General features: G+C 67.8%; 17 protein-coding genes. 8 read left to right on the top strand and 9 right to left on the bottom strand.

Translation table 11 applies throughout. From position 1 onward, the window contains the following. Nucleotides 1–51 precede the first annotated feature (51 nt). Genes betT through LTH93_RS12150 form a run of 3 tightly spaced genes read left to right on the top strand, consistent with a single transcriptional unit; the run spans nucleotide 52 to nucleotide 5265 of the window. Entirely contained in the window at nucleotides 52–2196 is a 2145-nt protein-coding gene (betT, locus tag LTH93_RS12160) for a choline BCCT transporter BetT (RefSeq protein ID WP_241466186.1), read from the top strand. A gap of 9 nt (nucleotides 2197–2205) precedes the next feature. Continuing rightward, the gene (locus LTH93_RS12155; RefSeq protein WP_241466184.1) at nucleotides 2206–3699 is read left to right on the top strand and encodes an aldehyde dehydrogenase family protein; all 1494 of its coding nucleotides are present in this window, start codon (nucleotides 2206–2208) and stop codon (nucleotides 3697–3699) included. A gap of 9 nt (nucleotides 3700–3708) precedes the next feature. Continuing rightward, nucleotides 3709–5265 (top strand): GMC family oxidoreductase, encoded by a 1557-nt coding sequence (locus LTH93_RS12150; protein ID WP_241466182.1) that lies wholly within the window; start codon nucleotides 3709–3711, stop codon nucleotides 5263–5265. A gap of 127 nt (nucleotides 5266–5392) precedes the next feature. On the opposite strand, the gene LTH93_RS12145 is transcribed toward LTH93_RS12150, so the two are convergent. Continuing rightward, nucleotides 5393–6154 (bottom strand): histidine phosphatase family protein, encoded by a 762-nt coding sequence (locus LTH93_RS12145; RefSeq protein ID WP_241471102.1) that lies wholly within the window; start codon nucleotides 6152–6154, stop codon nucleotides 5393–5395. A gap of 115 nt (nucleotides 6155–6269) precedes the next feature. Between LTH93_RS12145 and rmuC the strand changes: the two genes are divergently transcribed. Then, nucleotides 6270–7487, top strand: a complete 1218-nt coding sequence (gene rmuC, locus LTH93_RS12140; RefSeq protein WP_241471101.1) for a DNA recombination protein RmuC — start codon at nucleotides 6270–6272, stop codon at nucleotides 7485–7487. A gap of 126 nt (nucleotides 7488–7613) precedes the next feature. On the opposite strand, the gene LTH93_RS12135 is transcribed toward rmuC, so the two are convergent. The 5 genes from LTH93_RS12135 to LTH93_RS12115 form a co-directional block, all read right to left on the bottom strand. Further along, complete coding sequence (locus LTH93_RS12135; protein ID WP_241466171.1) at nucleotides 7614–9275, bottom strand: SLC13 family permease; 1662 nt, start codon at nucleotides 9273–9275, stop codon at nucleotides 7614–7616. A 192-nt stretch (nucleotides 9276–9467) separates the two neighbouring features. Next, the gene (locus LTH93_RS12130; RefSeq protein ID WP_241466169.1) at nucleotides 9468–10655 is read right to left on the bottom strand and encodes an MFS transporter; all 1188 of its coding nucleotides are present in this window, start codon (nucleotides 10653–10655) and stop codon (nucleotides 9468–9470) included. Nucleotides 10656–10683: 28 nt separating this feature from the next. Beyond that, the gene (locus tag LTH93_RS12125) at nucleotides 10684–11448 is read right to left on the bottom strand and encodes a sulfite exporter TauE/SafE family protein (protein WP_241466167.1); all 765 of its coding nucleotides are present in this window, start codon (nucleotides 11446–11448) and stop codon (nucleotides 10684–10686) included. 96 nt (nucleotides 11449–11544) lie between these two features. After that, nucleotides 11545–12669, bottom strand: a complete 1125-nt coding sequence (locus LTH93_RS12120) for a 4-hydroxy-3-methylbut-2-enyl diphosphate reductase (protein WP_241466166.1) — start codon at nucleotides 12667–12669, stop codon at nucleotides 11545–11547. Between the two features lie 107 nt (nucleotides 12670–12776). Continuing rightward, on the bottom strand, nucleotides 12777–13730 hold the full coding sequence (locus LTH93_RS12115; protein WP_241471100.1) for a hypothetical protein: 954 nt from the start codon (nucleotides 13728–13730) through the stop codon (nucleotides 12777–12779). A 74-nt stretch (nucleotides 13731–13804) separates the two neighbouring features. Here LTH93_RS12115 and xseA point away from each other — a divergent pair, with 74 nt between their 5' ends. Both xseA and LTH93_RS12105 read left to right on the top strand, forming a co-directional pair. Next, the gene (gene xseA, locus LTH93_RS12110) at nucleotides 13805–15106 is read left to right on the top strand and encodes an exodeoxyribonuclease VII large subunit (protein WP_241471099.1); all 1302 of its coding nucleotides are present in this window, start codon (nucleotides 13805–13807) and stop codon (nucleotides 15104–15106) included. Next, nucleotides 15103–15378 (top strand): exodeoxyribonuclease VII small subunit, encoded by a 276-nt coding sequence (locus tag LTH93_RS12105; RefSeq protein ID WP_241466160.1) that lies wholly within the window; start codon nucleotides 15103–15105, stop codon nucleotides 15376–15378. Before xseA ends, LTH93_RS12105 begins: the two co-directional genes overlap by 4 nt. A gap of 137 nt (nucleotides 15379–15515) precedes the next feature. Here the strand turns inward: LTH93_RS12105 and LTH93_RS12100 are convergent, their stop codons facing one another. The 3 genes from LTH93_RS12100 to LTH93_RS12090 all read right to left on the bottom strand — a co-directional run bounded on the left by LTH93_RS12100 (nucleotide 15516) and on the right by LTH93_RS12090 (nucleotide 19190). Then, nucleotides 15516–16754, bottom strand: coding sequence for a pyridoxal phosphate-dependent aminotransferase (locus tag LTH93_RS12100; protein ID WP_241466297.1), 1239 nt, complete (start codon nucleotides 16752–16754; stop codon nucleotides 15516–15518). A 119-nt stretch (nucleotides 16755–16873) separates the two neighbouring features. After that, nucleotides 16874–18112, bottom strand: a complete 1239-nt coding sequence (locus tag LTH93_RS12095) for a pyridoxal phosphate-dependent aminotransferase (protein WP_241466158.1) — start codon at nucleotides 18110–18112, stop codon at nucleotides 16874–16876. 115 nt (nucleotides 18113–18227) lie between these two features. Next, nucleotides 18228–19190 (bottom strand): glycine betaine ABC transporter substrate-binding protein, encoded by a 963-nt coding sequence (locus tag LTH93_RS12090; RefSeq protein WP_241466156.1) that lies wholly within the window; start codon nucleotides 19188–19190, stop codon nucleotides 18228–18230. Here LTH93_RS12090 and LTH93_RS12085 point away from each other — a divergent pair. Beyond that, nucleotides 19189–20976, top strand: a complete 1788-nt coding sequence (locus tag LTH93_RS12085; protein ID WP_241471098.1) for a hypothetical protein — start codon at nucleotides 19189–19191, stop codon at nucleotides 20974–20976. The two genes, LTH93_RS12090 and LTH93_RS12085, sit on opposite strands and share 2 nt — an antisense overlap. 75 nt (nucleotides 20977–21051) lie before the next feature. Further along, nucleotides 21052–21510, top strand: coding sequence for a GyrI-like domain-containing protein (locus LTH93_RS12080; protein WP_241466152.1), 459 nt, complete (start codon nucleotides 21052–21054; stop codon nucleotides 21508–21510). Nucleotides 21511–21518 lie beyond the last annotated feature (8 nt).

The following is a 21518-nucleotide window of genomic DNA, read 5'->3' as shown; positions in this document are numbered from 1 at the left end:
ACCTACTGATACACAAGCGCACTGACTCAGCACTGGAAGGAACATAATTTCATGGCATCGGCCACGCAAGACGTCCCGAGTGACGTCCCGAGCGATGTCCAGGGGGACGGCTCGAAAGGTGCTCCTGCACACTCGAAAGTAAATCTGCCGGTCTTCCTCGGCTCAGCGGCGATCATCATCGCCTTCACCCTGTGGGCCTGGCTCGCACCAGGCGCCGCCTACACCACGCTCGAATCCGTCTTCCTCTGGATCGGCGCGAACCTCGGCTGGTATTACATCCTCACCGCAGGCATCGTGGTGGTCTTCGTCCTCATCGTCGCCTTCTCCCGCGTGGGCCGGACGAAGATGGGACCCGACCACTCCACACCGAAGTACAACCTCTTCACCTGGACAGCGATGCTCTTCGCTGCCGGCATCGGCGTGGACCTGATGTTCTTCGCGATCTCCGGACCTGCCACGAACCTCACCACAGCCCCCGGCGTGGAGGTGGGCTCCTCCGCGGCCACCGAGATGGCCGTGCTGTGGACGCTGTTCCACTACGGCATCCCCGGCTGGGCGATGTACGCGCTGATGGGCATGGCCTTCGGTCTCTTCGCCTACCGCTACCACCTGCCGCTGAGCATCCGCAGCGCGCTCTACCCGATCATCGGCAAGCGCGCCCAGGGCGTCACCGGCGACGGCATCGAGATCGCGGCCGTCGTGGGCACCATCTTCGGCATCGCCACCAGCCTCGGCATCGGCGTGGTCTTCTTGAACTACGGCCTCGAGTGGCTGTTCGGCATCGAGCAGGGCACCGGTGCGCAGATCGGGTTGATCGTCCTCTCGGTCATCGTCGTGATCTTCTCCAGCGTCTCCGGCGTGGATCGCGGCATCCGCCGGCTCTCCGAGCTCAATGTCATCTTCGCCGTCATCCTGCTGATCTACGTGCTGATCGCGGGTCAGACCACCTACCTGCTCAACGCCCTGGTGAAGAACATCGGCGACTTCGCCGCATTCTTCCCCTCGATGCTGCTGAACACCTTCGCCTATGACCCGCCGGAAGGTGAGTGGCTCGAATGGTGGACGCTGTTCTTCTGGGCATGGTGGATCGCCTGGGCCCCCTTCGTCGGGCTCTTCCTGGCCCGCATCTCCCGCGGCCGCACCCTGCGCCAGTTCATCATCGGCACCCTGATCATCCCGTTCGGGTTCATCCTGCTGTGGATCTCGATCTTCGGCAACGGCGCGATCTGGGAGTTCCTCAGCGGCAACACCGAGTTCATCACCGCCGCCGTCGAGGCCCCCGAGTCCAGCTACTACCTGCTCCTGGAGCAGTACCCCGGCGCGACCTTCACCATCGGTCTCTCGGTGATCACCGGTCTGCTGTTCTACATCACCTCCGCCGACTCCGGCGCCCTGGTGATGGCGAACTTCACCTCGAAACCGCTGAGCCACTCCGACGACGGCGCCCCGTGGCTCCGCGTGTTCTGGGCTCTGGCCACCGGTGCCCTGACGCTGGCGGTGCTGATGCTCGACGGGGTCTACACCTTGCAGATGGCCACGGTGATCATCGGGCTGCCGTTCTCGGTCGTCATGTATGTGCTGATGATGGGCATCTGGCGAGCGCTGCAGATGGAGCGCTACAACCGTGAATCGCGTGAGGCCACCCTGCCCTGGATGGTCTCGGAGCGCAGCCAGGACGCCGGCGAGCGCAGCGGCCTGAGCTGGCGCCGTCGTCTCGCCCGGGGGATGCACTTCCCCACCGCGAAGCAGGCCACCGAGTTCATCGACACCGTGGCCGCCCCGGCTGTGGAAGACGTCGCCGAGGAGCTGCGCGACCAGGGCGCAGACATCAGCTGCGAACGGGGCCTGGTTCCGGAAACCCAGATTCCGCACATCGATCTGCACGTCTACTTCGGCGAGCAGACCGAGTTCAAGTACCAGGTCTACCCGATCGCCTACTCGGTGCCGAGCTTCGCGCGCAGCGTGCGCCCGACCGAGGAGACCTACTACCGCGTGGAGACGTTCTCTGCCACGGGCTCGGAAGGCCATGACCTGATGGGCTACACCCGGGACCAGGTCATCGCCGATGTCCTGGACTCCTACGAGCGCCACCTCGCCTTCCTGACCATGAGCGAAGAAGGCGGGCAGTCCTCATCGCTGCACACCGGCAGCAACATCCCAGATGACTGGGACCATGACCGCACCACCGGAAGCTGAGGAACACATATGAGTAGAGCAGAGCAGGTCTCAACGTTGTTCATCGACGGGCAATGGGTTCCGGCCCAGTCCGGCGAGACGCGCACCATCCACTGCCCCGCAGACGGCTCCGAAGTGGGTGTCGTCTCCGAAGCTGGTGAGGCCGACACCCTCGCCGCGATCGCCGCCGCCCGCAAGGCCTTCGACTCCCACGTCTGGGCCGACACCCCCGCCGCCGAGCGCGGCGCCTTCGTCCTGGCCGTGGCAGACGCCATCGAGGCGCGCAAGGACGAGTTCGCTCGCGCCGAGGCGCTGGACACCGGCAAGCGGTTCGTCGAGGCGCAGATCGACATGGACGACATCATCGCCTGCTACCGGCACTTCGGGAAGCTCGCCGATGCCGAGTCAGGTCGCCTGGTCGACGCCGGGGACCCGACGGTGCTCTCCCGGGTCGTCTACGAGCCGGTCGGGGTCTGCGCGATGATCACCCCGTGGAACTACCCGCTGCTGCAGGCCGCCTGGAAGATGGCGCCCGCCCTGGCCGCGGGCAACAGCTTCATCCTCAAGCCCGCGGAGCTGACCCCGCACACCGGCATGCTGATCATGGACGTCTATGACTCCCTCGGTCTGCCCGCCGGTGTGGCGAACCTGATCACCGGGGCCGGCGCCACCGCCGGTGCGCCGCTGGCCTCCCACCCTGATGTGGACATGGTCTCCTTCACCGGAGGTGTGGTCACCGGACGCAAGATCGCCGCGACTGCTGCGGAGACGGTGAAGAAGGTCGCCCTGGAGCTGGGCGGGAAGAACCCCAATGTGGTCTTCGCCGACGCCGACTTCGACGCCGCGGTGGACAACGCGCTCAACGCCGGCTTCGTGGACTCCGGCCTGGTCTGCTCCGCAGGCACCCGGCTGATCATCGAGGAGTCGATCAAGGAGAAGTTCGTCACCGAGCTGGTCCGCCGCGCCGAGAACATCCGGATGGGCGGGCCCTTCGAAGAGACCGCCGAGACCGGACCGCTGATCTCCGCCGAGCACCGCCAGAAGGTGTACGACTACACCCAGCGCGGCATCGAAGAGGGCGCCACGCTGCGCACCGGACACCACTTCGGCGGCGAGGAGCACCGCAACGGGTACTTCTACGCCCCCACCGTGCTCGACGACGTCAAGCGCGGCATGTCCGTCGTGGAAGAGGAGGGCTTCGGCCCGGTCATCACCGTGGAGACCTTCACCACCGAGGCCGAGGCCATCGAGACCGCCAACGACACCATCTACGGCCTCGCCGGAGCGGTCTGGACATCCGACCGCGGCACCGCCCACCGGGTGTCCTCACGGCTGCGCCACGGCACCATCTGGATCAACGACTACCACCCCTACCTGCCGCAGGCGGAGTGGGGCGGCTTCAAACAGTCCGGCGTCGGCCGCGAGCTGGGTCATATGGGCCTGGACGAGTACCGCGAGTCCAAGCACATCTACGAGAACACCGAGCCCGCCGTCACCGGCTGGTTCAGCATGCCGGAGAACTAAGGAGACCCTGTGGAGAACACCACTTTCGACTACGTCGTGATCGGCGGCGGATCCGGCGGCGCCGCCGTCGCCGCCCGCCTGTCCGAGGACCCGAACGTCACGGTGGCCCTGCTGGAGGCAGGCCCCACCGATGCAGACAAGCCAGAGATCCTGCAGCTCAACCGCTGGATGGAGCTGTTGGAATCAGGCTTCGACTGGGACTACCCCATCGAGGCCCAGGAGAACGGCAACTCCTTCATGCGCCACGCCCGCGCCAAGGTGCTCGGCGGCTGCTCCTCGCACAACTCCTGCATCGCCTTCTGGGCGCTGCGCGAGGACATGGACGAATGGGAGGCGATGGGGGCCACCGGCTGGAACGCCGAGTCCACCTACCCGCTGTTCAAGCGGCTGGAGACCAATGACGCCCCCGGCGACCACCACGGCCGCAGCGGCCCCGTGAATCTGATGACCATCCCGCCGAATGACCCCTGTGGCGTGGCGCTGCTGGACGCCTGTGAGGAACAGGGCATCCCGCGGGTGCAGTTCAACTCCGGGGAGACCGTGCTCAAGGGTGCGAACTTCTTCCAGGTGAACCGACGCCAGGACGGGACCCGGGCGTCGTCGTCGGTCTCCTACCTGCACCCGATCCTGGAGCGGGCGAACTTGAGCGTGCTGACCGACACCTGGGTGCGCGAGATCGTCTTCGAGGGCGACCGGGCGGTCGGCGTGGACGCGGTCAACAACGCGTTCGGCCGGGCGCACCGGATCAGCGCGACCAAGGAGATCGTGCTCTCCGCGGGCGCGATCGACTCGCCGAAGCTGCTGATGCTCTCCGGGATCGGCCCGGCGCAGCACCTGGCCGAGTTCGGCATCAACCCCCGCGTGGACTCCCCCGGCGTGGGCGAGCACCTGCAGGACCACCCCGAGGCGGTCATCGCCTGGGAGGCCAGGCAGCCCATGGTGGAGGACTCCTACCAGTGGTGGGAGATCGGGATCTTCGCGCCCACCCGTGAGGGTCTGGACCGCCCGGACCTGATGATGCACTACGGCTCGGTGCCCTTCGACATGCACACTCTGCGCCAGGGCTACCCGACCGCGGACAACACCTTCTGCCTGACCCCGAACGTCACCCACGCGAAATCGCGCGGGACGGTGCGGCTGCGCTCCAAGGACTATCGGGACAAGCCCAAGGTGGATCCGCGCTACTTCACCGACGCCGAGGGCCATGACATGCGCGTGGCGGTGGAGGGCATCAAGCTGGCCCGCCAGATCGCCGCGCAGCCCGCCATGGCGGACTGGGCCGGGCAGGAGCTCTTCCCGGGTCCTGACACGCAGACCGACGAGGAGCTGGCGGACTATGTGACCCGCACGCACAACACCGTCTATCATCCGGCGGGATCCGTGCGGATGGGCGCCGATGACGATGCGATGTCACCGGTGGACTCTCAGCTGCGGGTCAAGGGCGTGCAGGGTCTGCGCGTGGCCGACGCCTCGGTGATGCCGGAGCTGACCACGGTGAACCCGAACATCACCACCATGATGATCGGTGAGCGCTGCGCGGACCTGATCAAGGCGGCCAACGTCTAGGTCTTGCACCGGCCCGGCCTCCCGGGACACCCCGCATCGAGTGGGCGATCTGAGTGAGTCTTCCTGCCTTCAGGGGCGAAAGAATCCCTCAGATCGCCCACTCGTCTGTGTCAGGCGGTGTTGCCGCTCAGATCGCGGTCGTCTTCTCACCCGGGTTCAGCAGCTCCGGGGAGAGGTTGATCAGCCGCAGCCTGGCGTGATCGGCGATCTGGGCGTCGGTGAGCGCCCGGATCGCGCGGGCCTCGGCGTCGTCGTCGTGGTCCTCGTCGAGACCCGAGTTCGGCAGCGAGGAGGAGACCGGGCCCTTGGTGAGCGGGATGTCGAGCACCGTGACCGAGGCCGGGGTCAGCGGGATGAACTGGGTCCGGTCGATGAGCCCCAGGCCTTCGAAGAGCACCCGCAGCGCAGCGCCATGGGAGACGAGGACGGCGGTGCGCACCTCAAAGCTCAGATCAGCCGAGGCAGTGGGTGCGGTCTCCGCGGTGGCGCGCACGATGTCCGCGAACGCTCCGGTCATCCGGGTCTGCAGCGCCTGGTGGGTCTCCCCATCGGCGGGGGTGTAGCTGCCGGCGCGCCAGCCCTCGAAGTTCTCCGGCTCGGCGTCCCGGATCTGCGCGGCATAGGCGCCCTCCCACTCGCCCAGGTTCTGCTCGCGCAGCTCGTCCCAGATGCGCGGGGTCAGATCCAGGCCGAACTCGGCGAAGGTCTGCTGGGTGCGGACCAGGCTGGAGACATGAGCCTGTGCGGGGTGCTGCGCGCGGATGAAGGCGCCGGTGGTGCGCGCCTGCAGCGCCCCGGAGTCGGACAGCTCGATGTCCGAATGGCCCTGCAGCCGGTGCGCCTTGTTCCACTCGGTCTCGCCATGGCGGACCAGCAGGATGCGAATCATGGATCTCCTCGGGCTTTCTCGCGTCTGGGTTATCGCGTTCGGGTTCTCGGGGGAGGTTCAACCTCAGGCTCTCTCGCGCCACACTATGTCAGTGCCCGGTGACATGCTGGGTGTCATGACCAATCTGTACTTCTTCGCCGCTGTCCTGCTCGGTGTTCTGCTCGGCGTCCTGGGCAGCTGGCTGGTGCTCTATCTGCTGCGCCGCGGCACCGAGGACGCCGCCGCGCTGCGCGGTCAGCTGCACGGCGCACAGACGGACCTCGTCGACGCCCAGGCCCAGCTCGTGTCGGCGCAGCAGGAGCTGGCCACCGCAGAAGGCCGGCTCTGGGAGCTCGAGCGGCGGCGCGAGGAGGATTCCGAGGCGGCCAGGGAGCGCGAGACGCTGGTGGAGATGCTGCACCCGGTGCGTCAGGGCGTCACCGAGATGCACCGCCGGGTCCAGGAGCTCGAGACCGAGCGGGCCGCCCAGCACTCCCGACTCTCCCAGCAGCTGACCTCCGCCGCAGAGACCGATGCGCGGATCATCGAATCCACCCAGGCGCTGCTCGGGAGCCTGCATTCGACCTCGGCGCGCGGACACTGGGGCGAGGTGCAGCTGCGCCGGGTGGTGGAGTCCGCCGGGATGCTCCCCCATGTGGACTTCACCGAGCAGCACAGCGGACGCGGGATCGACGGGCAGCTGCTGATCCCAGACATGGTGGTGCACCTGCCCGGTGGACGCCAGCTGGTCCTGGACGCGAAGGCCCCCTTGAACGCCACGGACCCCAAGGCCCAGGCCAAGGCGCTGCGTGCCCGGGTGGATGAGCTGGCGAAGAAGCGATACTGGGAGGCGGTGGACCTCTCCCCCGATGTGGTCTTCTGCTTCGTCCCTGCCGAGTCTCTGCTCTCGGCGGCGATGGAGGCGGACCCGATGCTGCTCGATGACGCGCTCTCCAAGGGCGTCACCCTGGTCTCCCCTGCCTCGCTGCTGGCCTCGCTCAAGGCCGTCTCCGCGGCCTGGCGGCAGGAGCGGCTGGCGCAGAACATCCGCGAGGTCGTGGATCATTCCCGCGACCTCTACCGCCGGCTGGCCAAGATGAGCGAACATCTGGCCCGCACCGGGGACCGGCTGCGCCAGGCGGTGACGGCGTACAACTCGCTGATCGGCAACATCGAGCGTCAGGTGCTGCCCAAGGTGGAGGCGATGAGCCGGCTGGAGGTCGGTGAGCCCACCGCCACCTCTGCGGAGGGGCTGCTGGAGGACCTCGGCGAGACGCTGAGCACCACCACGGTGAGCACCGAGGTCAGCCCGCTGGGTCCCCGGCTGGAGTCTGAGCGCAGTCAGGGGCAGTGAAAAGTCAAGGACAGTGAAGAGTCAGGGGCAGCGATCCGCGCTGACGCTGCGGTTCACTGCCCCTGACTTCGCTGTTGTGAAGTGCCCTGCTCCTCGAGAGGACGGGCATGTGGGAGCTCCTCGGTGCTACAGGGTCAGGCCGAAGACCCAGACCAGGATGGTCATGCAGACCGCGGTGATGATGACGACGCCGGCCACGTTGAGCCAGACGCCGCCCTTGATCATCTGCCCGATGGTCACATAGCCGGAGCCGTAGGCGATCGCGTTCGGAGGTGTGGCCACCGGCAGCATGAAGGCGCAGGTCGCGGCCAGCGCCACCGGGGCGGCGAGGATCAGCGGGTCGACGCCGGTGCCCATCGCCACGCCGGAGGCGACCGGAAGGAAGGTGGCCGCCGTCGCCGTGTTCGAGGTCATCTCGGTGAGCACCAGGATGCCCAAGGCCGCGACCAGGACCAGGACCCAGACCGGGATCCCGGCGAGGCCCTCGACCTGCGTGCCGAGCCAGACGGAGAGCCCGGAGTTGCCGAACTGAGCCGAGAGGGCCAGGCCTCCGCCGAAGAGCAGCAGCACGCCCCAGGGCAGCTTCGCGGCGTACTCCCAGTCCAGCAGGCGCACACCCTTGGCGGCGCCGCCGGGGAGCAGGAACAGCAGCAGACCCACGACCATGGCGATGCCCGCATCGGAGATGAACGGATCCTCCATGCCGAGGAGGTTGGTGGAGATCAGCGGGATGAAGACCCAGGAGGCCGCGGCGAGCACGAAGATGACCAGCACGCGCACCTCGGCGGCGGACATCGGACCGAGCTTGCGCAGCTCGTCACGGATCAGGTCACCGCCGCCGGGGATGTCGTCGATCTCGGGGCGGAAGAGCACCCGGGTCAGCAGGACCCAGGCGATGACCAGCATGATGATCGAGATCGGCACACCCACGAGCATCCACTGACCGAAGCCGATGGTCAGGTCGTGGTTGGCCGACATGTGACCGGCCAGCAGCGCGTTGGGCGGGGTGCCGATGATGGTGCCCAGGGAGCCGATGGATGCGGCGTAGGCGATGCCGAGCATCAGGGCGGTGCCGAAGTTCGACTTCAGCGCCTGGTTCGTCTCTTCCTCGTCGGCGTGCTTGGCCGTGGCCGGGTCCTCGCCCTTCATGATCTTGCTGACCAGCATCAGCACCGAGACGCCGATGGGCAGCATCATCACCGCGGTGGCGGTGTTGGAGACCCACATGGAGAGGAAGCCGGTGGCGATCATGAATCCGGCGATCAGGTTCACCGGCTTGGAGCCCATGGCGCGCAGGGTCATCAGCGCGATCCTGCGGTGCAGGTTCCAGCGCTGCATGGCCAGGGCGAGCATGAAGCCGCCCATGAACAGGAAGATGATGTTGTTTCCGTAGCTGGCGCCCACGTCGTCGACGGAGACCCCGCCCACCGCCTCCTCGGCGCTGCCGAAGTCCCCCGCGGGGACCAGCAGCGGGAAGATGATCAGCGGCAGCAGCGCCGTGGCCGGGATCGGGATGGCCTCGGTCATCCACCACACTGCCATCAGCACCGCGGTGGCGGCGGTCAGCCGGGGCCAGACCTCCATGTCCCCGGGCATCACGGTGTAGACCAGGAGCGCCAGGACGACGCCGCCGATGAGGCCGATCATCCGGCGCAGCAGAGCCGGGCGTTCGAGGCCCTCGGCGCGAGCACCGACTGAGAGCTCTTCGGACTCGGCCTCCGACTGCGTGCGGGGGTCGTATTTCTTCAGGTGGTCGCCTGAGACACGTGAACGCGGAGGCGTCGTCATTGCCGGTACTCCTGCTGGTGGGGTGCTGGGGTGCGCTCTATCTGGTGACAGGGCTCACAGAGTCTACGGGGACTCAGGATAAGTTGCGACCTTGAACCGAAATGATGACGAGCGAGCTGTGGTCACCCTGCTCGAACTGGGCGCCGTGGTGTGCCTGGGCGCCCAGGTGTGGGGCGCTCAGGTGTGGGGCGCTCAGTCCCTGGGCAGGACGACGACGGCCAGCACGGTCGCGAGCCCGGCGAGTCCGAGCACCATCAGGACCGTCCCGGACCAGCCCGCGGCGTTCAGCGCGGTTCCGCCGAGGTAGCCGAAGATCGAGGAGCCTCCGTAGTAGCCCAGGTTATACAGCGAGGCCGACTGGGCACGACCGGCCGTGGCGGCCGCACCGACCCAGCCCGAGGCGACGGCGTGGGCGGCGAAGAACCCTGCGGTGAGCACCACGGTGCCCAGGATGATCACCGCCAGATGCGGCACCAGGGTCAGTCCGACGCCCAGGATCATGATCAGGTTCCCTGCGATCAGCACCGGTTTGCGCGAGTATCGCGCGGCCAGCCGTCCGGCCCGCGGGGAGGACCAGGTGCCGGCCAGGTAGGCGAGGAAGACGAAGGAGACGATCCACAACGGGATCGAATACGGCGGAGCGGAGAGGTGGAAGCCCAGGAAGTTGTACATGGCCACGAAGCCGCCCATGGTGAGGAAGCCCTGCAGGTACAGGGTCCAGAGGGTGGCTGAGCGCAGGTTCCCGGTCAGCGCCGGCACGATCTCGCGCAGCCGGACCCGGCGCGGGGTGAAGTTCTGCGCGATGGGCGCCAGCCGCAGGAACACCACCACGCAGGCCACGGCGATCAGCGTCACGGTGAGCATCCCGATCTTCCAGCCGAGCTGCTCCCCCACTGGGGCCGCCACGATGCGCCCGGTCAGGCCGCCCAGCGAGGTCCCCGAGATATACGTGCCCGCCGCGGCCACCGCGATCTTGGGACTGACCTCCTCGTTGAGGTACGCCACGGCCAGTGCCGGCACCCCGCCGAGCATGAACCCCTCGATGAAGCGCATCAGCAGGGTGAGCTCGAAGCCCTGGCTCACGAAGAGGACGGGCATGAGCACCGCAAGGATCCCGAAGAAGCAGGCGAGGCTGATCGCCCAGATCATGGCCTTCTTCCGCCCGTGGGCGTCCCCGATATAGGACCAGGGGATCACGCCGAGGGCGAGCCCGAGGGTGGCGGTGGAGATCATCAGCGCCGCTCGGTCGGCGGAGACCTCCTGCTCCGTCGCGATCAGCGGCAGCAGGCCCTGGGGCGAGTAGAGCTGGGCGAAGGTCGCCACCCCGATGAAGAACAGCGCGATGAGCAGTCGGCGGCTGTGTGCGCTCTGCGCGGTCATGGGAGCGCCCCTGTGGTGTGCGCACCAGTCATGCCAGGACGTCCATGGTGCCGCGGATGATCGCGCCCGCTCCTCCGAGTCCGGCCAGCGTCATCGCGAGCGTCCGCGCGGTGGGAATGGACACGCGTTTGGCCAGCTGCGTGCCGAGCAGGATTCCCACAATCACGGTCACCACGATCACCGGGAACAGCCATCCCAGCGGAGGCCCGGCCTGACCGTTGACCTCCACCGAGCCCATCAGCAGCTTCGTGATCACCGAGACCGCACCCATGGTCATGAAGATCGGTTGCAGCGTGGCCGCGAAGCTGCGATGGTCCCAGCGCGAGACCCGGGAGTAGATGACCATCACCGGCCCGGCGACGCCAGAGGTGGTGTTGAAGAATCCGCCCAGCAGCCCTGCGAAGAGTCCGGCGCCGCGGCCGGGCAGATGCGGCAGCTTCGGCAGCGCGAAGGTCACCAGCAGCGCGAAGACCACGATCGCGCCGACGATGATCGACAGCCAGCCTGCGCTGAGCTGCCCGACGACCCAGGCCCCGGGAATCGCGCCCAGCACCGAGGCGGGCATGATCAGCCAGAAGCGCCGCCAGCTGACATGGGACCAGACCGCGATCATGATCAGGCCGCCGGAGACGAAGGTGGTCATATTGGTCACCAGCACCCCGAAGGCGGGGCCGAGAAGGATGGAGAGCACCGGGGCGACCACCAGGCCCACACCGGTGCCGGAGACCCGTTGGAGGATGGTGCCGATCAACACCGCGGCCGCGATCACCGCAGTCATGCCCAGCACCGTCATCTCCTCATCGTATGTCAGCCCAGGTCATGCCCGGACCGGGCGCACCGCTCCCCCACGAACAGGGCCCAGAACTGGAACTCGGAGGCTCTTGGGGGCTCAGGAGGTGGAGCAGGCGCTGCGCTTGCGGCCACCGGTGCCGACGTCGTCGTGGCCGGCCTGGGTGAGCGCCTTGCGGATCTCCTTGGGCAGCGAGAACACGATGTCCTCTTCGGCGGTGATGACCTCTTCGACCTTGCCGTAGCCGTAGTCGGCGAGCAGCCGGAGGACGTCGTCGACCAGGACCTCGGGGACCGAGGCTCCGGAGGTCACCCCGATCGTCGCGGCCTCCTGGAACCAGGCCTCATCGACCTGGTTGGCGTAGTCCACGCGCTCGGCGCGGGCGGCGCCGTACTCCTTGGCGACCTCTTTGAGCCGCACGGAGTTCGAGGAGTTCTCGGAGCCCACCACGATCACCAGATCCGACTGCGGAGCGACCTTCTTGATCGCGGCCTGTCGGTTGGAGGTGGCGTAGCAGATGTCGTCTGAGGGCGGATCCTGCAGCTTCGGGAAGCGCTCGCGCAGCTTCTGCACGGTCTCCATGGTCTCGTCCACCGAGAGCGTGGTCTGTGAGAGCCAGATCAGCTGATCAGGGTTGCGCACCTGGAGGTCATCGACCTCCCAGGGACCGTTGACGATCGTGGTGTTGTCCGGCGCCTCGCCGTAGGTGCCCTCGACCTCTTCGTGGCCCTCGTGGCCGATCAGCAGGATCTCGTAGTCGTCCCTGGCGAAGCGCACGGCCTCGCGGTGAACCTTGGTGACCAGCGGGCAGGTCGCGTCGATGGTCTGCAGATTCCGACTGTCGGCCAGGTCTTTGACCGCCGGGGAGACTCCGTGGGCCGAGAAGACGAGCAGCGCACCCTCGGGGACCTCATCGGCCTCCTCGACGAAGATGACGCCCTTCTCCTGCAGGGTCTCCACGACGTGTCGGTTGTGCACGATCTCTTTGCGCACGTAGACCGGAGCACCGTAGGTCTCCAGCGCCTTCTCCACGGCGACGACGGCGCGGTCAACCCCGGCGCAATAGCCGCGCGGCGCCGCGAGCAGCACCTTGCGCGGACCGGTGAAGGTGGACTCTGCGGCCACTTCCTCGGGGCTGCGGCGCCGGCGGGGCACCATCGGCATGGGGACAGCGATGTGCTGTCGCCGGGCCGAAGCGTCGGGAGCGGTGGCGGTGGAAGTCATGGGGCTGAGTCTACCGGCGGGTGGCTGGGGCCGTCACACCGTGTCCCTGGTTGAAGTCACCGGGTGAAGCCCCAGTTCGGGTCACCGGATCAAGCCGCCGGCCAAGGTCACCGATCGAGGCCTCGCGGCGAGGTCACCCTTCGGCTGCTCCGCGCGGCCACACTGCCGAGCAGTCCGACGACGACGGCGGCGCCCGCCGCGCCGCTGAAGACCCACCAGGCCGGCTGGGCCCATGCGGTGATCTGCACCTCGAGGTGGTCCACCAGGGACTGGGTGGCCGCATCGGTCATTGCGCCGAACTCCGCTGCCGCGACGGTGAGCGCGATCCCGAGCCCCAGGCCCACTCCGAGCAGGCCGCCGAGGGCCAGCGCCACCCATCGGCTGCGGCCCGGTCCCAGCAGAAGGCCCACCGCGACCATCACCCCGGCCAGGACCGCGAGCACCAGCCAATGTCTGCTGACCTCGGCCAGCAGCGCCCAGGTGTAGGGATCGGCGCCCTCTCCGGTGGTGGCTTCGATGTCCACCACCACCTCGGGGGCGAGGAACTCGAAGCTGGCGGTGTCCAGGAAGGGCAGCCAGCCCAGGGCCGAGTCCAGACCCTCGCGCAGCGGCCCGGTCATGGCCTCCGCCATCGGGCTCAGATCCACGGCGAGGTCCAGGTCGCTGGACTGCCCTGTGGTGCCCTGATCGAACATGGTCTCCAGCTGCGCGGCGTAGTCCACCCGGGTGCCCTGCAGGGTCTCGTCCCAGGCGGCGTCGATCTCCTCGTTCTCCAACATGGAGGCCACGATGGAGTCCACGGCGGAGTCTGCCCGGTCACCGAGCAGATTCGCCAGCCCTCCGGGCAGCTCAGACTCCATCTGATCCAGCAGCGTCTCGGAGACCAGCTCGCTGAACCCCTCCTGCTGCGGGAGCTCGCCGGCGATCTGCCGAATGGGCTCGTCCTCGCGCAGGAGCTGGTCGGCCTGGAACCCCGCCAGCGCCGAGCCGGCCAGCACCGCGGCCAGCAGCAGCGAGATGACACTGAGCACCTGGCGCATGTGGATAACTCCTTCAACCATGTCAAGGGGGTGGCATAGGCTGTAAGCACCATAGCGAACCTTCCGGGGAGACCGTCGATGATCGAAGGCAGAACATGAGCGAGCCGGCACAGGCGCAGGACACCTCGGCGGAGACGCCGTGGGCGCTGAGCACCTATTCCGGCAAGCTCAAGGCCCATATCGAGGCGGCACCGCCGACCTGGGTCGAAGGCCAGCTGGTGGAGTTCAACCTGCGCAACGGCAACGCCTGGATGACCCTGCGGGACCTGGAGCAGGAGGTCTCGTTCTCCACGGTGGCCTGGCGCACCGTCGCCGGCAGCCTCAGCGGGACCGTCCAGCCCGGCTCTCGGGTGGTGGCCCTGGTCAAGCCGAACCTCTACGAGAAGTCCGGGCGGCTCTCGCTGGTGGCCCAGCAGATGAAGCCGGTGGGACTGGGTGACCTGCTGGCCCGGATCGAGCAGCTCAGGCAGCGCCTCGCCGCCGAGGGCCTCTTCCGGTTGGATCGGAAGAAGCCGCTGCCGGTGCTGCCGCTGCGGATCGGGCTGATCACCGGCCGGAACTCCGACGCGAAGAAGGACATCCTGCGCAACACCCACGCCCGCTGGGCCGCCGCGCAGTTCGAGATCCGTGAGGTCGCGACCCAGGGACCCGGCGCGCCCCAGGAGGTCGCGGCGGCCCTGGCCGAACTCGACGCCGACCCAGCGGTGGAGGTGATCGTGATCGCCCGCGGCGGCGGCGCCCTGGAGGAGGTGGTGCTGCCCTTCTCCGACGAACGCCTGATCCGCGCCGTGGCGGCGGCCCACACACCGGTCGTCTCTGCCATCGGGCACGAGGCGGACCGCCCGCTGCTCGATGAGGTCGCCGATATGCGCGCCTCCACCCCCACCGGCGCCGCGAAGCTGCTGGTGGTCGATGAGGCCCAGGAGCGCGATCAGCTCACCCACGCCCGCGAACGCATGTCAGCCGGCGTCCAACGGCTCATCGGTCGCGAGACCGAATGGCTTCAGGCGCTGCGATCCCGGCCGGTGCTCGCCCAGCCCCAGGACATGATCACCGGGCGCGCCCAAGAGCTGCTGATGCTGCGGCGTCGCTCGCTCTTCGGCATGGAGACCGCGTTGCGCCGCGACACCGACTGGGTCGCACAGACCCGGGCTCGGGTCCGGTCGCTCTCCCCGCAGTCCACCCTTGACCGCGGCTACGCCGTGGTGCAGACCCAGGGCGGCGCAGGCTGGGACGTCCTGCGCGACGCCGGCACCGTGGCCGTCGGGGATCGGCTGAGCATCATGGTCGCCTCCGGCGAACTCACCGCCCGCGCCGAGGAGATCTTCCCCAGAGACCGCAGGGCCGCTCAGGCCGAACACGATGCACAGATCCAGAACCGAGAGGCAGCGCAATGACCGACGACGGCAGCACCACAGGAGCACCGACCTCGAAGTCCACCGAGTTCAGCACCGCGCAGACCGAGGACATCGAGACTATGAGCTACGAGCGCGCCCGGGAGGAGCTCATCTCTGTGGTGACCAAGCTCGAGACCGGCGGCGCTCCGCTGGAGGAGTCACTGGCGCTGTGGCAGCGCGGTGAAGCCCTGGCCGACCGGTGCGAGCGCTGGCTCGACGGCGCCAGGACCCGTCTGGAGGAAGTCCGCGCGGAGCTGACCGAGGACAGCTGAGCTCCGGGGCGGCCGGTGAGGGCCTGGCCGGTCACCATGGACCGCAGCCCAGCCGGCGCAGGCCTCCGCCGGCACCGTCTCACCGTCTCACCGTCTCACCGTCTCACCGTCCAACGAGGCCGGCCCGAGGCGACTGCTCAGGCCCGGACGGCGGCGTCGCGGTAGTCCGCGAGGAACTCCGCGATCCCGGCGATGGCGTGCTCGAGGTCTTCGACCCCGGGCAGGGTCACCAGTCGGAAGTGGTTGTCATCGATCCAGTTGAAGGCGCGTCCGTGGGAGACCAGGATCTTCTGCTGACGCAGCAGCTCGATGACGAACTTCTCGTCGTTCTCGATCGGATAGATCTCCGGGTCCAGCCGCGGGAAGAGGTACAGCGCGCCGTCGGCCTGGTGCACCTGCACCCCCTCGATCTCACGCAGCAGCCGGAACGCGGTCTCGCGCTGCTCGAAGAGCCGCCCGCCCGGGTCGATCAGGTCCTTGATGGACTGATGCCCGCCCAGAGCCGCCTGGATCGCGTGCTGTGCCGGCACATTGGCGCACATGCGCATGTTCATCAGGAGGGTCAGCCCCTCCATGTAGTTCTTCGCACGGTGGGTCGGGCCGGAGACATAGATCCAGCCCGAGCGGAAGCCCGCGACCCGCCAGGTCTTCGAGAGTCCGGAGAAGGTGATCGTGAAGACGTCGTCGGAGAGCGTGCAGGCGTTGATCATCTCGGCGTCGTCGAAGGTGATGTTCTCGTAGATCTCGTCCGAGAGCAGCATCAGGTTGTGCCGCCGGGCGATGTCCACCATGGCTTCGAGGATCTCGCGCGGGTAGACCGCTCCGGTCGGGTTGTTCGGGTTGATGATGACCAGGGCCTTGGTGCGGGCGGTGACCTTGGACTCGATCTCCTCCGGGTCCGGCCACCAGCTGTTGTCCTCGTCGCAGATGTAGTGCACAGCCCGGCCGCCGGCCAGCGTCGTGGCGCCGGTCCACAGCGGGTAGTCCGGAGCTGGGATGAGCACCTCGTCACCGGGGGCGAGCAGCGCCTGGAGCACCATCGAGATCAGCTCGGAGACCCCGTTGCCCAGGTAGATGTCTGAGGGATCGGCCTCGGTCATCCCGCGCGCCTGGTAGTACTGCGCCACCGCGATCCGGGCCGAGTAGATGCCCTGGGAGTCGGAGTAGCCCTGCGCGTCGTGGAGGTTGCTGATCATCGCCATCCGGATCGAGTCCGGCGCCTCGAAGCCGAAGGGCGCGGGGTTGCCGATGTTCAGCCGGGTGATCGCATGCCCTTCGCGCTCCAGCCGGGCGGCCTCCTGCGCGATGGGTCCGCGCACGTCGTACCGGACGTCCTGAAGCTTGGGCGACTGGGTGAAGTCTTCGAATTCCTGCATCCTGGAGTTGCGCACTGTCCTATCCTGCACCTTCCGGGGCGAAAGAGCCCCCCTGTTTCACATGCTGAGCGTGTCACCGGCTCAGCTCGTCACCTGCTCGATTCTTCGCGGCGGGCCGCTCAGGTGCGGGCGAACGCGTCTCGGTAGGAGGCCAGGAAGTCCGCAATCCCGGCGATGGCCTCTTCCAGCTCCTCCACCGGAGGCAGCGACACCAGCCTGAAGTGGTTGTCATCGATCCAGTTGAACGCCCGACCGTGGGAGACCAGGATCTTCTGCTGGCGCAGCAGCTCCATCACGAAGGTCTCATCGTTCTGGATCGGATAGATCTCGGGGTCCAGCCGCGGGAAGAGGTAGAGCGCGCCGTCGGCCTGGTGGACGTCGACGCCTTCGATCTCTGCGAGCAGCTTGTGCGCGACATTGCGCTGCTCGTAGAGCCTGCCGCCGGGACGGATGAACTCCTCCACGGACTGGTAGCCGCCGAGCGCGGTCTGGATCGCGTGCTGGGCCGGGACGTTGGGGCACATGCGCAGGTTCGACATCAGGTTCAGGCCCTCGATGTAGTTCTTGGCCCGGTGCTTGGGTCCCGACATGTAGAGCCAGCCCGAGCGGAATCCTGCCACGCGCCAGGTCTTGGACAGCCCGGAGAAGGTGATCGTGAAGACATCGTCGGCCAGGGTGCAGGCGTTGATCATCTCCGCGTCGTCGAAGGTGATCTTCTCGTAGATCTCATCGGAGAGCAGCAGGAGATTGTGCCGCCGGGCGATGTCCACCATGGCTTCGAGGATCTCGCGCGGGTAGACCGCCCCGGTCGGATTGTTCGGGTTGATCAGCACCAGGGCCTTGGTCCGGTCGGTGACCTTGGACTCGACCTCTTCCGGGTCCGGCCACCAGTGGTTCTCCTCGTCGCAGACGTAGTGGACGGCGCGTCCGCTGCACAAGGTGGTGATCGCGGTCCACAGCGGGTAGTCCGGCGCTGGGATGAGGACCTCGTCGCCGGGGTTGAGCAGCGCCTGCAGCACCATCGTGATCAGCTCGGAGACCCCGTTGCCCAGGATCACGTCCGACACCTCGGCATCGCGCATGCCGCGGGACTGGTAGTACTGGGCCACCGCGGTGCGGGCCGAGTAGATGCCCTGGGACTCGGAGTAGCCCTGGGAGCTGGGAAGGTTCTTGATCATGTCCACCAGGATCGAGTCCGGCGCGTCAAAGCCGAAGGGCGCCATATTGCCGATGTTCAGCTTGGTGATCCGGTGGCCCGCGCGCTCTAGTCGCGCGGCTTCCACTGCGATGGGTCCGCGCACGTCGTACCGCACGTTGCGGAGCTTCTGGGCCTGAGTGAAGTCCTCGAATTCCTCCATGAACAGATTGTGCCCTATGACACGGTCCGCGTCGGGACGTTACAAGCCTCGACCCGTTCGGCGAGTTGCGCACAGCTGCGCGAACCCAGCGGTCTGCCCTCAGCTACGAGCCTCGTCAGCCCCAGTCCTCGGGCTCCGCGACGAAGCCCTCCTGGACCAACCAATACTCCGCGGCCTCCTGCGGGGTCAGCCCCTGATCCCCGTCGATGAGTCGGCGCAGCGTGACCAGGGCGTCCTCGTTCAACGCCTGAGCCAGCTCCACCGCCACCCCGGGGACCTCCTCGGCGATCTCCGCGGAGACCACCGGAACGTACTGCTCCTGCGGGAAGGCGCGCTCAGCATCGGTGAGCGCGATGAGCCCCTGCTCCTGGATGTCGGGGTGCGAGGTCGTGACGATCGCGGCGTCGAGCTCGGCGGTGATCACCGCGTTGAGCAGTTCGTTCTCCCCCGCGACGACGATCTCGGCGGGATCGCAGTCATAGACCTCGGCCAGAAGAGGCTCCGGGGCGGGCAGGTCCGGACGCACCCCGATGCGCAGCTCGTCACAGGCATCGGCGAAGGCGGGATCATCCACCTCCCCCTCGGTGGCGATGTCATTGAGCTCGGCGGTGATCGAGGTGATCACCAGGGAGCTGCCGAGCACCGCAGCGATCGGGTCCAGCAGCTGGGCCTGATCATCGAGGCTGTCTTCGATCACGCCGAGCAGCTCGGCCGAGCTCGGCTGCTCCAGCTCGGCGAACGCCTCGGGATCGAGCTGCCGGGCTAAGGTCAGGGATCGCCCGAGGACCAGATCGGTCTCACCTTCGGCGACCACATCAGCGGGGCGGCGATCGGAGGTCTCCACCACGGCGGGAGTGTCCCGGGAGTTCAGCGCCAGAGCGTAGACATTGGCGATGGTCTGATCCAGCGGGTGATCCCCGACTGCGATGGTCCAGGCCCCCTCGGCGGCGCGGCCGGTGGGCTCCTCCGTGGGGGGCGGCGACGAACAGCTCGTCAGAGCCATGACCCCAGCGGCGGTGATCGCGGTGAACCCCGTGACGCGGCGGACACGCCGAGGCGCCGGAGGGGAAGAAGTCATGAGCGCCATTCTACGACGGCACTCGATCGGCGTTACTCTGGTGCAGATGACGAGTCCGCTGATTCCGCGTCTGACGGCACTCCTCGAGGCCGCCGGTGGGACGACTGTGCCCGCCGACGACGCCGCGGGCTGGCTCGACCTTGCATACGAGGGTGCCTACGGTGAGCGGTTCCGCACGGCCGCTGAGGCCGCTGAGGCCGGACTGCGCTCTCCCGGCGGCGAGGATCCCGAGAACCGGCTGATGCTGCTGCGCATCCTGGCCGGGGTCCATGAGATGCGCGGGGACTCCGCCGCTTCAGCTCCCTTCATCGCCCAGCGGCTGAGCCTGCTGCGCGAGCTGGGCCGCTTCCGGCAGGCCCGGGTCGAAGACGACCTCGGCGCGATGTTGCTGCGCGAACCTGACCGGGTGGAGGGTGAGATCCTGTCCCGGGTCGCCGAAGATCTGCGCGCGGAGGACCAGGCGTCCGGGAATGTCACCGTGGAGCTCGCTGATGTGCTCTCCTCCCTGGCCGTGCGCAGGCTCCAGGACGAAGGACCCGAACCCACCCTGCCGCTGGTGCAGGAGGCCTGTGCGATCCTCACCGCTCTCGACCGGCCCGAGGCGCTGGCCGGCGCCAGAATGTTCCTGGCGCACACCCTGCTGCTCTCCGGTGAGATCGCCGAGGCGCTCACCACAGCTGGGCTGGTCCTCGCCGCGCCGGCGAATCGTGCAGTGCACGGCGCCATGGCGATGCTGCAGGCCACGATCCACCATCACGAAGACCGCAATCTCGAAGCCATCGAGTCAGCGCTGCGCTCCGTGGAGCTCTACGCCGCGGCCAGGGTGCGCAAGGGCGCCGCCTCAGCTGCCGCGCTGCTGGCTGGGCTCACCGGAGAAGAAGACGACGGCGAGGCTTCGGTCCTGGCCTGGCGGGTCGCGGTGCAGCAGGCCGAGCTCGGAGAGTTCCGTGAATCGCGACTGCTGAGCCTGGCGCTGGGCCAGCAGCTCCTGGAACTGGACGACTATCCCGAGGCGGAGAAGGTGCTCGATGCCCTCTCCGTGCGGCTGGGCGGCTCCGCGGAGGACCGGTCCACCCGGGCCCGGGCGCTGATGGGGCTCGGCCACGCGGTGACCCATCTGAAGCGGCCGCTGGAGGCGATGTCGCATTGGAACGAGGCCGCAGAGCTCTTCAGCGAGGTCCAGGAGACCGATGAGGCAGCGCGCGCCCATCTTGCCGCGGGGGCGCTGGCCGCCTCCCTGGACCGCCTCGAGGTGGCCCGCGGCCACTACGAACGTGGACTCGAGCTGGTCGAGCACAGCGAGGACCTGGACCCGCTGGTGCTGCTGCAGGCGCTCCACTCTCTGGGGCACCTGCTCACCCGCGCCGAGGACCAGACTGGAATCGATCATCTGGATCGCGCGCTGGCTCTGGCGAGAGAACACGGGACCACCTGGCAGCGCGCGGACATCACCGATTCACTGGCACGCGGATGGACGGCGCTGGGTGAAGGAACCAAGGCGGTGGCCGCCGGCTTGGAAGCCGCTGACCTGTTCGCCGAGGCCGGAGACGAGGATGCGGCCGGGGACGCAGAGGTCTTCGCGGCCAAGGTGCTGCTGGAGATGGGGCGGGCCGATGAGGCCGAGACGATCTTCCGGATGTCCACCGACGAGCGCGAGGCCAGCCCTGCGCTGATGGCCGATGCCCTGGAGGGTCAGATCGAGGCGCTGATGCGGCAGGGCAAGGCCGAGGCCGCGGCGGACCTGCGCCGCAAGCTCACCCGGTTGAAGCGCAGGATGCGCAGCTGATCTGCTCGGCCGTCGGATCCTCGGCAGGGACTTTCGGCTCTACCCGTGGCGCGTCTCCCCGACGAGCATCACCCTATGACAGACATCAGACTCACCCAGCTCTCCGAGAAGCACACCGCCGGCATCAGGGAGCGGGTGCCGATGACGGGACTGACCGACTTCTTCTCTCGGGCGTTTGAAGAGACGATGCGAGTGCTGCAAGCCCAGGGCGTCAGCCCCACGGGTGCCCCGTTCGGCAGATATCACGGTCGCCCGGGAGACACGGTGGATGTCGAGGCAGGATTTCCCGTCGACTCGCCCATCACACCGGACGGACCCGTCGCTCCGGGCAGTCTCCCCGGTGGCCGTGTGGTCGAAGCGATCCACATCGGGTCATACGACACGTTGGAGCGCACGTACTCCGAGCTGGAACGCTACTTCGTCGACGCCGACGTCACGCCCGGCGACATGATGTGGGAGAGCTACCTCACGGATCCAGGGGCCGAGCCTGATCCTGAGAAGTGGCACACCCAGATCTGCTGGCCGACGGCGTGATCGTTCAG

Origin of the sequence: Nesterenkonia sp. DZ6, from assembly GCF_022565835.1 — a bacterium.
In the GTDB taxonomy this organism is placed as follows: Bacteria; Actinomycetota; Actinomycetes; order Actinomycetales; family Micrococcaceae; genus Nesterenkonia.
Note: the sequence above shows the minus strand (reverse complement) of the source record. Positions and strands in the feature narration are given on the sequence as shown.

Excerpts from the sequence above, each read along its gene's own strand:
- betT (WP_241466186.1), top strand. The coding sequence starts at position 52 with ATGGCATCGGCCACGCAAGACGTCCCGAGTGACGTCCCGAGCGATGTC.
- LTH93_RS12155 (WP_241466184.1), top strand. The coding sequence starts at position 2,206 with ATGAGTAGAGCAGAGCAGGTCTCAACGTTGTTCATCGACGGGCAATGG.
- LTH93_RS12145 (WP_241471102.1), bottom strand. The coding sequence starts at position 6,154 with ATGATTCGCATCCTGCTGGTCCGCCATGGCGAGACCGAGTGGAACAAG.
- rmuC (WP_241471101.1), top strand. The coding sequence starts at position 6,270 with ATGACCAATCTGTACTTCTTCGCCGCTGTCCTGCTCGGTGTTCTGCTC.
- LTH93_RS12135 (WP_241466171.1), bottom strand. The coding sequence starts at position 9,275 with ATGACGACGCCTCCGCGTTCACGTGTCTCAGGCGACCACCTGAAGAAA.
- LTH93_RS12130 (WP_241466169.1), bottom strand. The coding sequence starts at position 10,655 with ATGACCGCGCAGAGCGCACACAGCCGCCGACTGCTCATCGCGCTGTTC.
- LTH93_RS12125 (WP_241466167.1), bottom strand. The coding sequence starts at position 11,448 with ATGACGGTGCTGGGCATGACTGCGGTGATCGCGGCCGCGGTGTTGATC.
- LTH93_RS12120 (WP_241466166.1), bottom strand. The coding sequence starts at position 12,669 with ATGACTTCCACCGCCACCGCTCCCGACGCTTCGGCCCGGCGACAGCAC.
- LTH93_RS12115 (WP_241471100.1), bottom strand. The coding sequence starts at position 13,730 with ATGGTTGAAGGAGTTATCCACATGCGCCAGGTGCTCAGTGTCATCTCG.
- xseA (WP_241471099.1), top strand. The coding sequence starts at position 13,805 with ATGAGCGAGCCGGCACAGGCGCAGGACACCTCGGCGGAGACGCCGTGG.
- LTH93_RS12105 (WP_241466160.1), top strand. The coding sequence starts at position 15,103 with ATGACCGACGACGGCAGCACCACAGGAGCACCGACCTCGAAGTCCACC.
- LTH93_RS12100 (WP_241466297.1), bottom strand. The coding sequence starts at position 16,754 with ATGCAGGAATTCGAAGACTTCACCCAGTCGCCCAAGCTTCAGGACGTC.
- LTH93_RS12095 (WP_241466158.1), bottom strand. The coding sequence starts at position 18,112 with ATGGAGGAATTCGAGGACTTCACTCAGGCCCAGAAGCTCCGCAACGTG.
- LTH93_RS12085 (WP_241471098.1), top strand. The coding sequence starts at position 19,189 with ATGAGCGCCATTCTACGACGGCACTCGATCGGCGTTACTCTGGTGCAG.
- LTH93_RS12090 (WP_241466156.1), bottom strand. The coding sequence starts at position 19,190 with ATGACTTCTTCCCCTCCGGCGCCTCGGCGTGTCCGCCGCGTCACGGGG.
- LTH93_RS12080 (WP_241466152.1), top strand. The coding sequence starts at position 21,052 with ATGACAGACATCAGACTCACCCAGCTCTCCGAGAAGCACACCGCCGGC.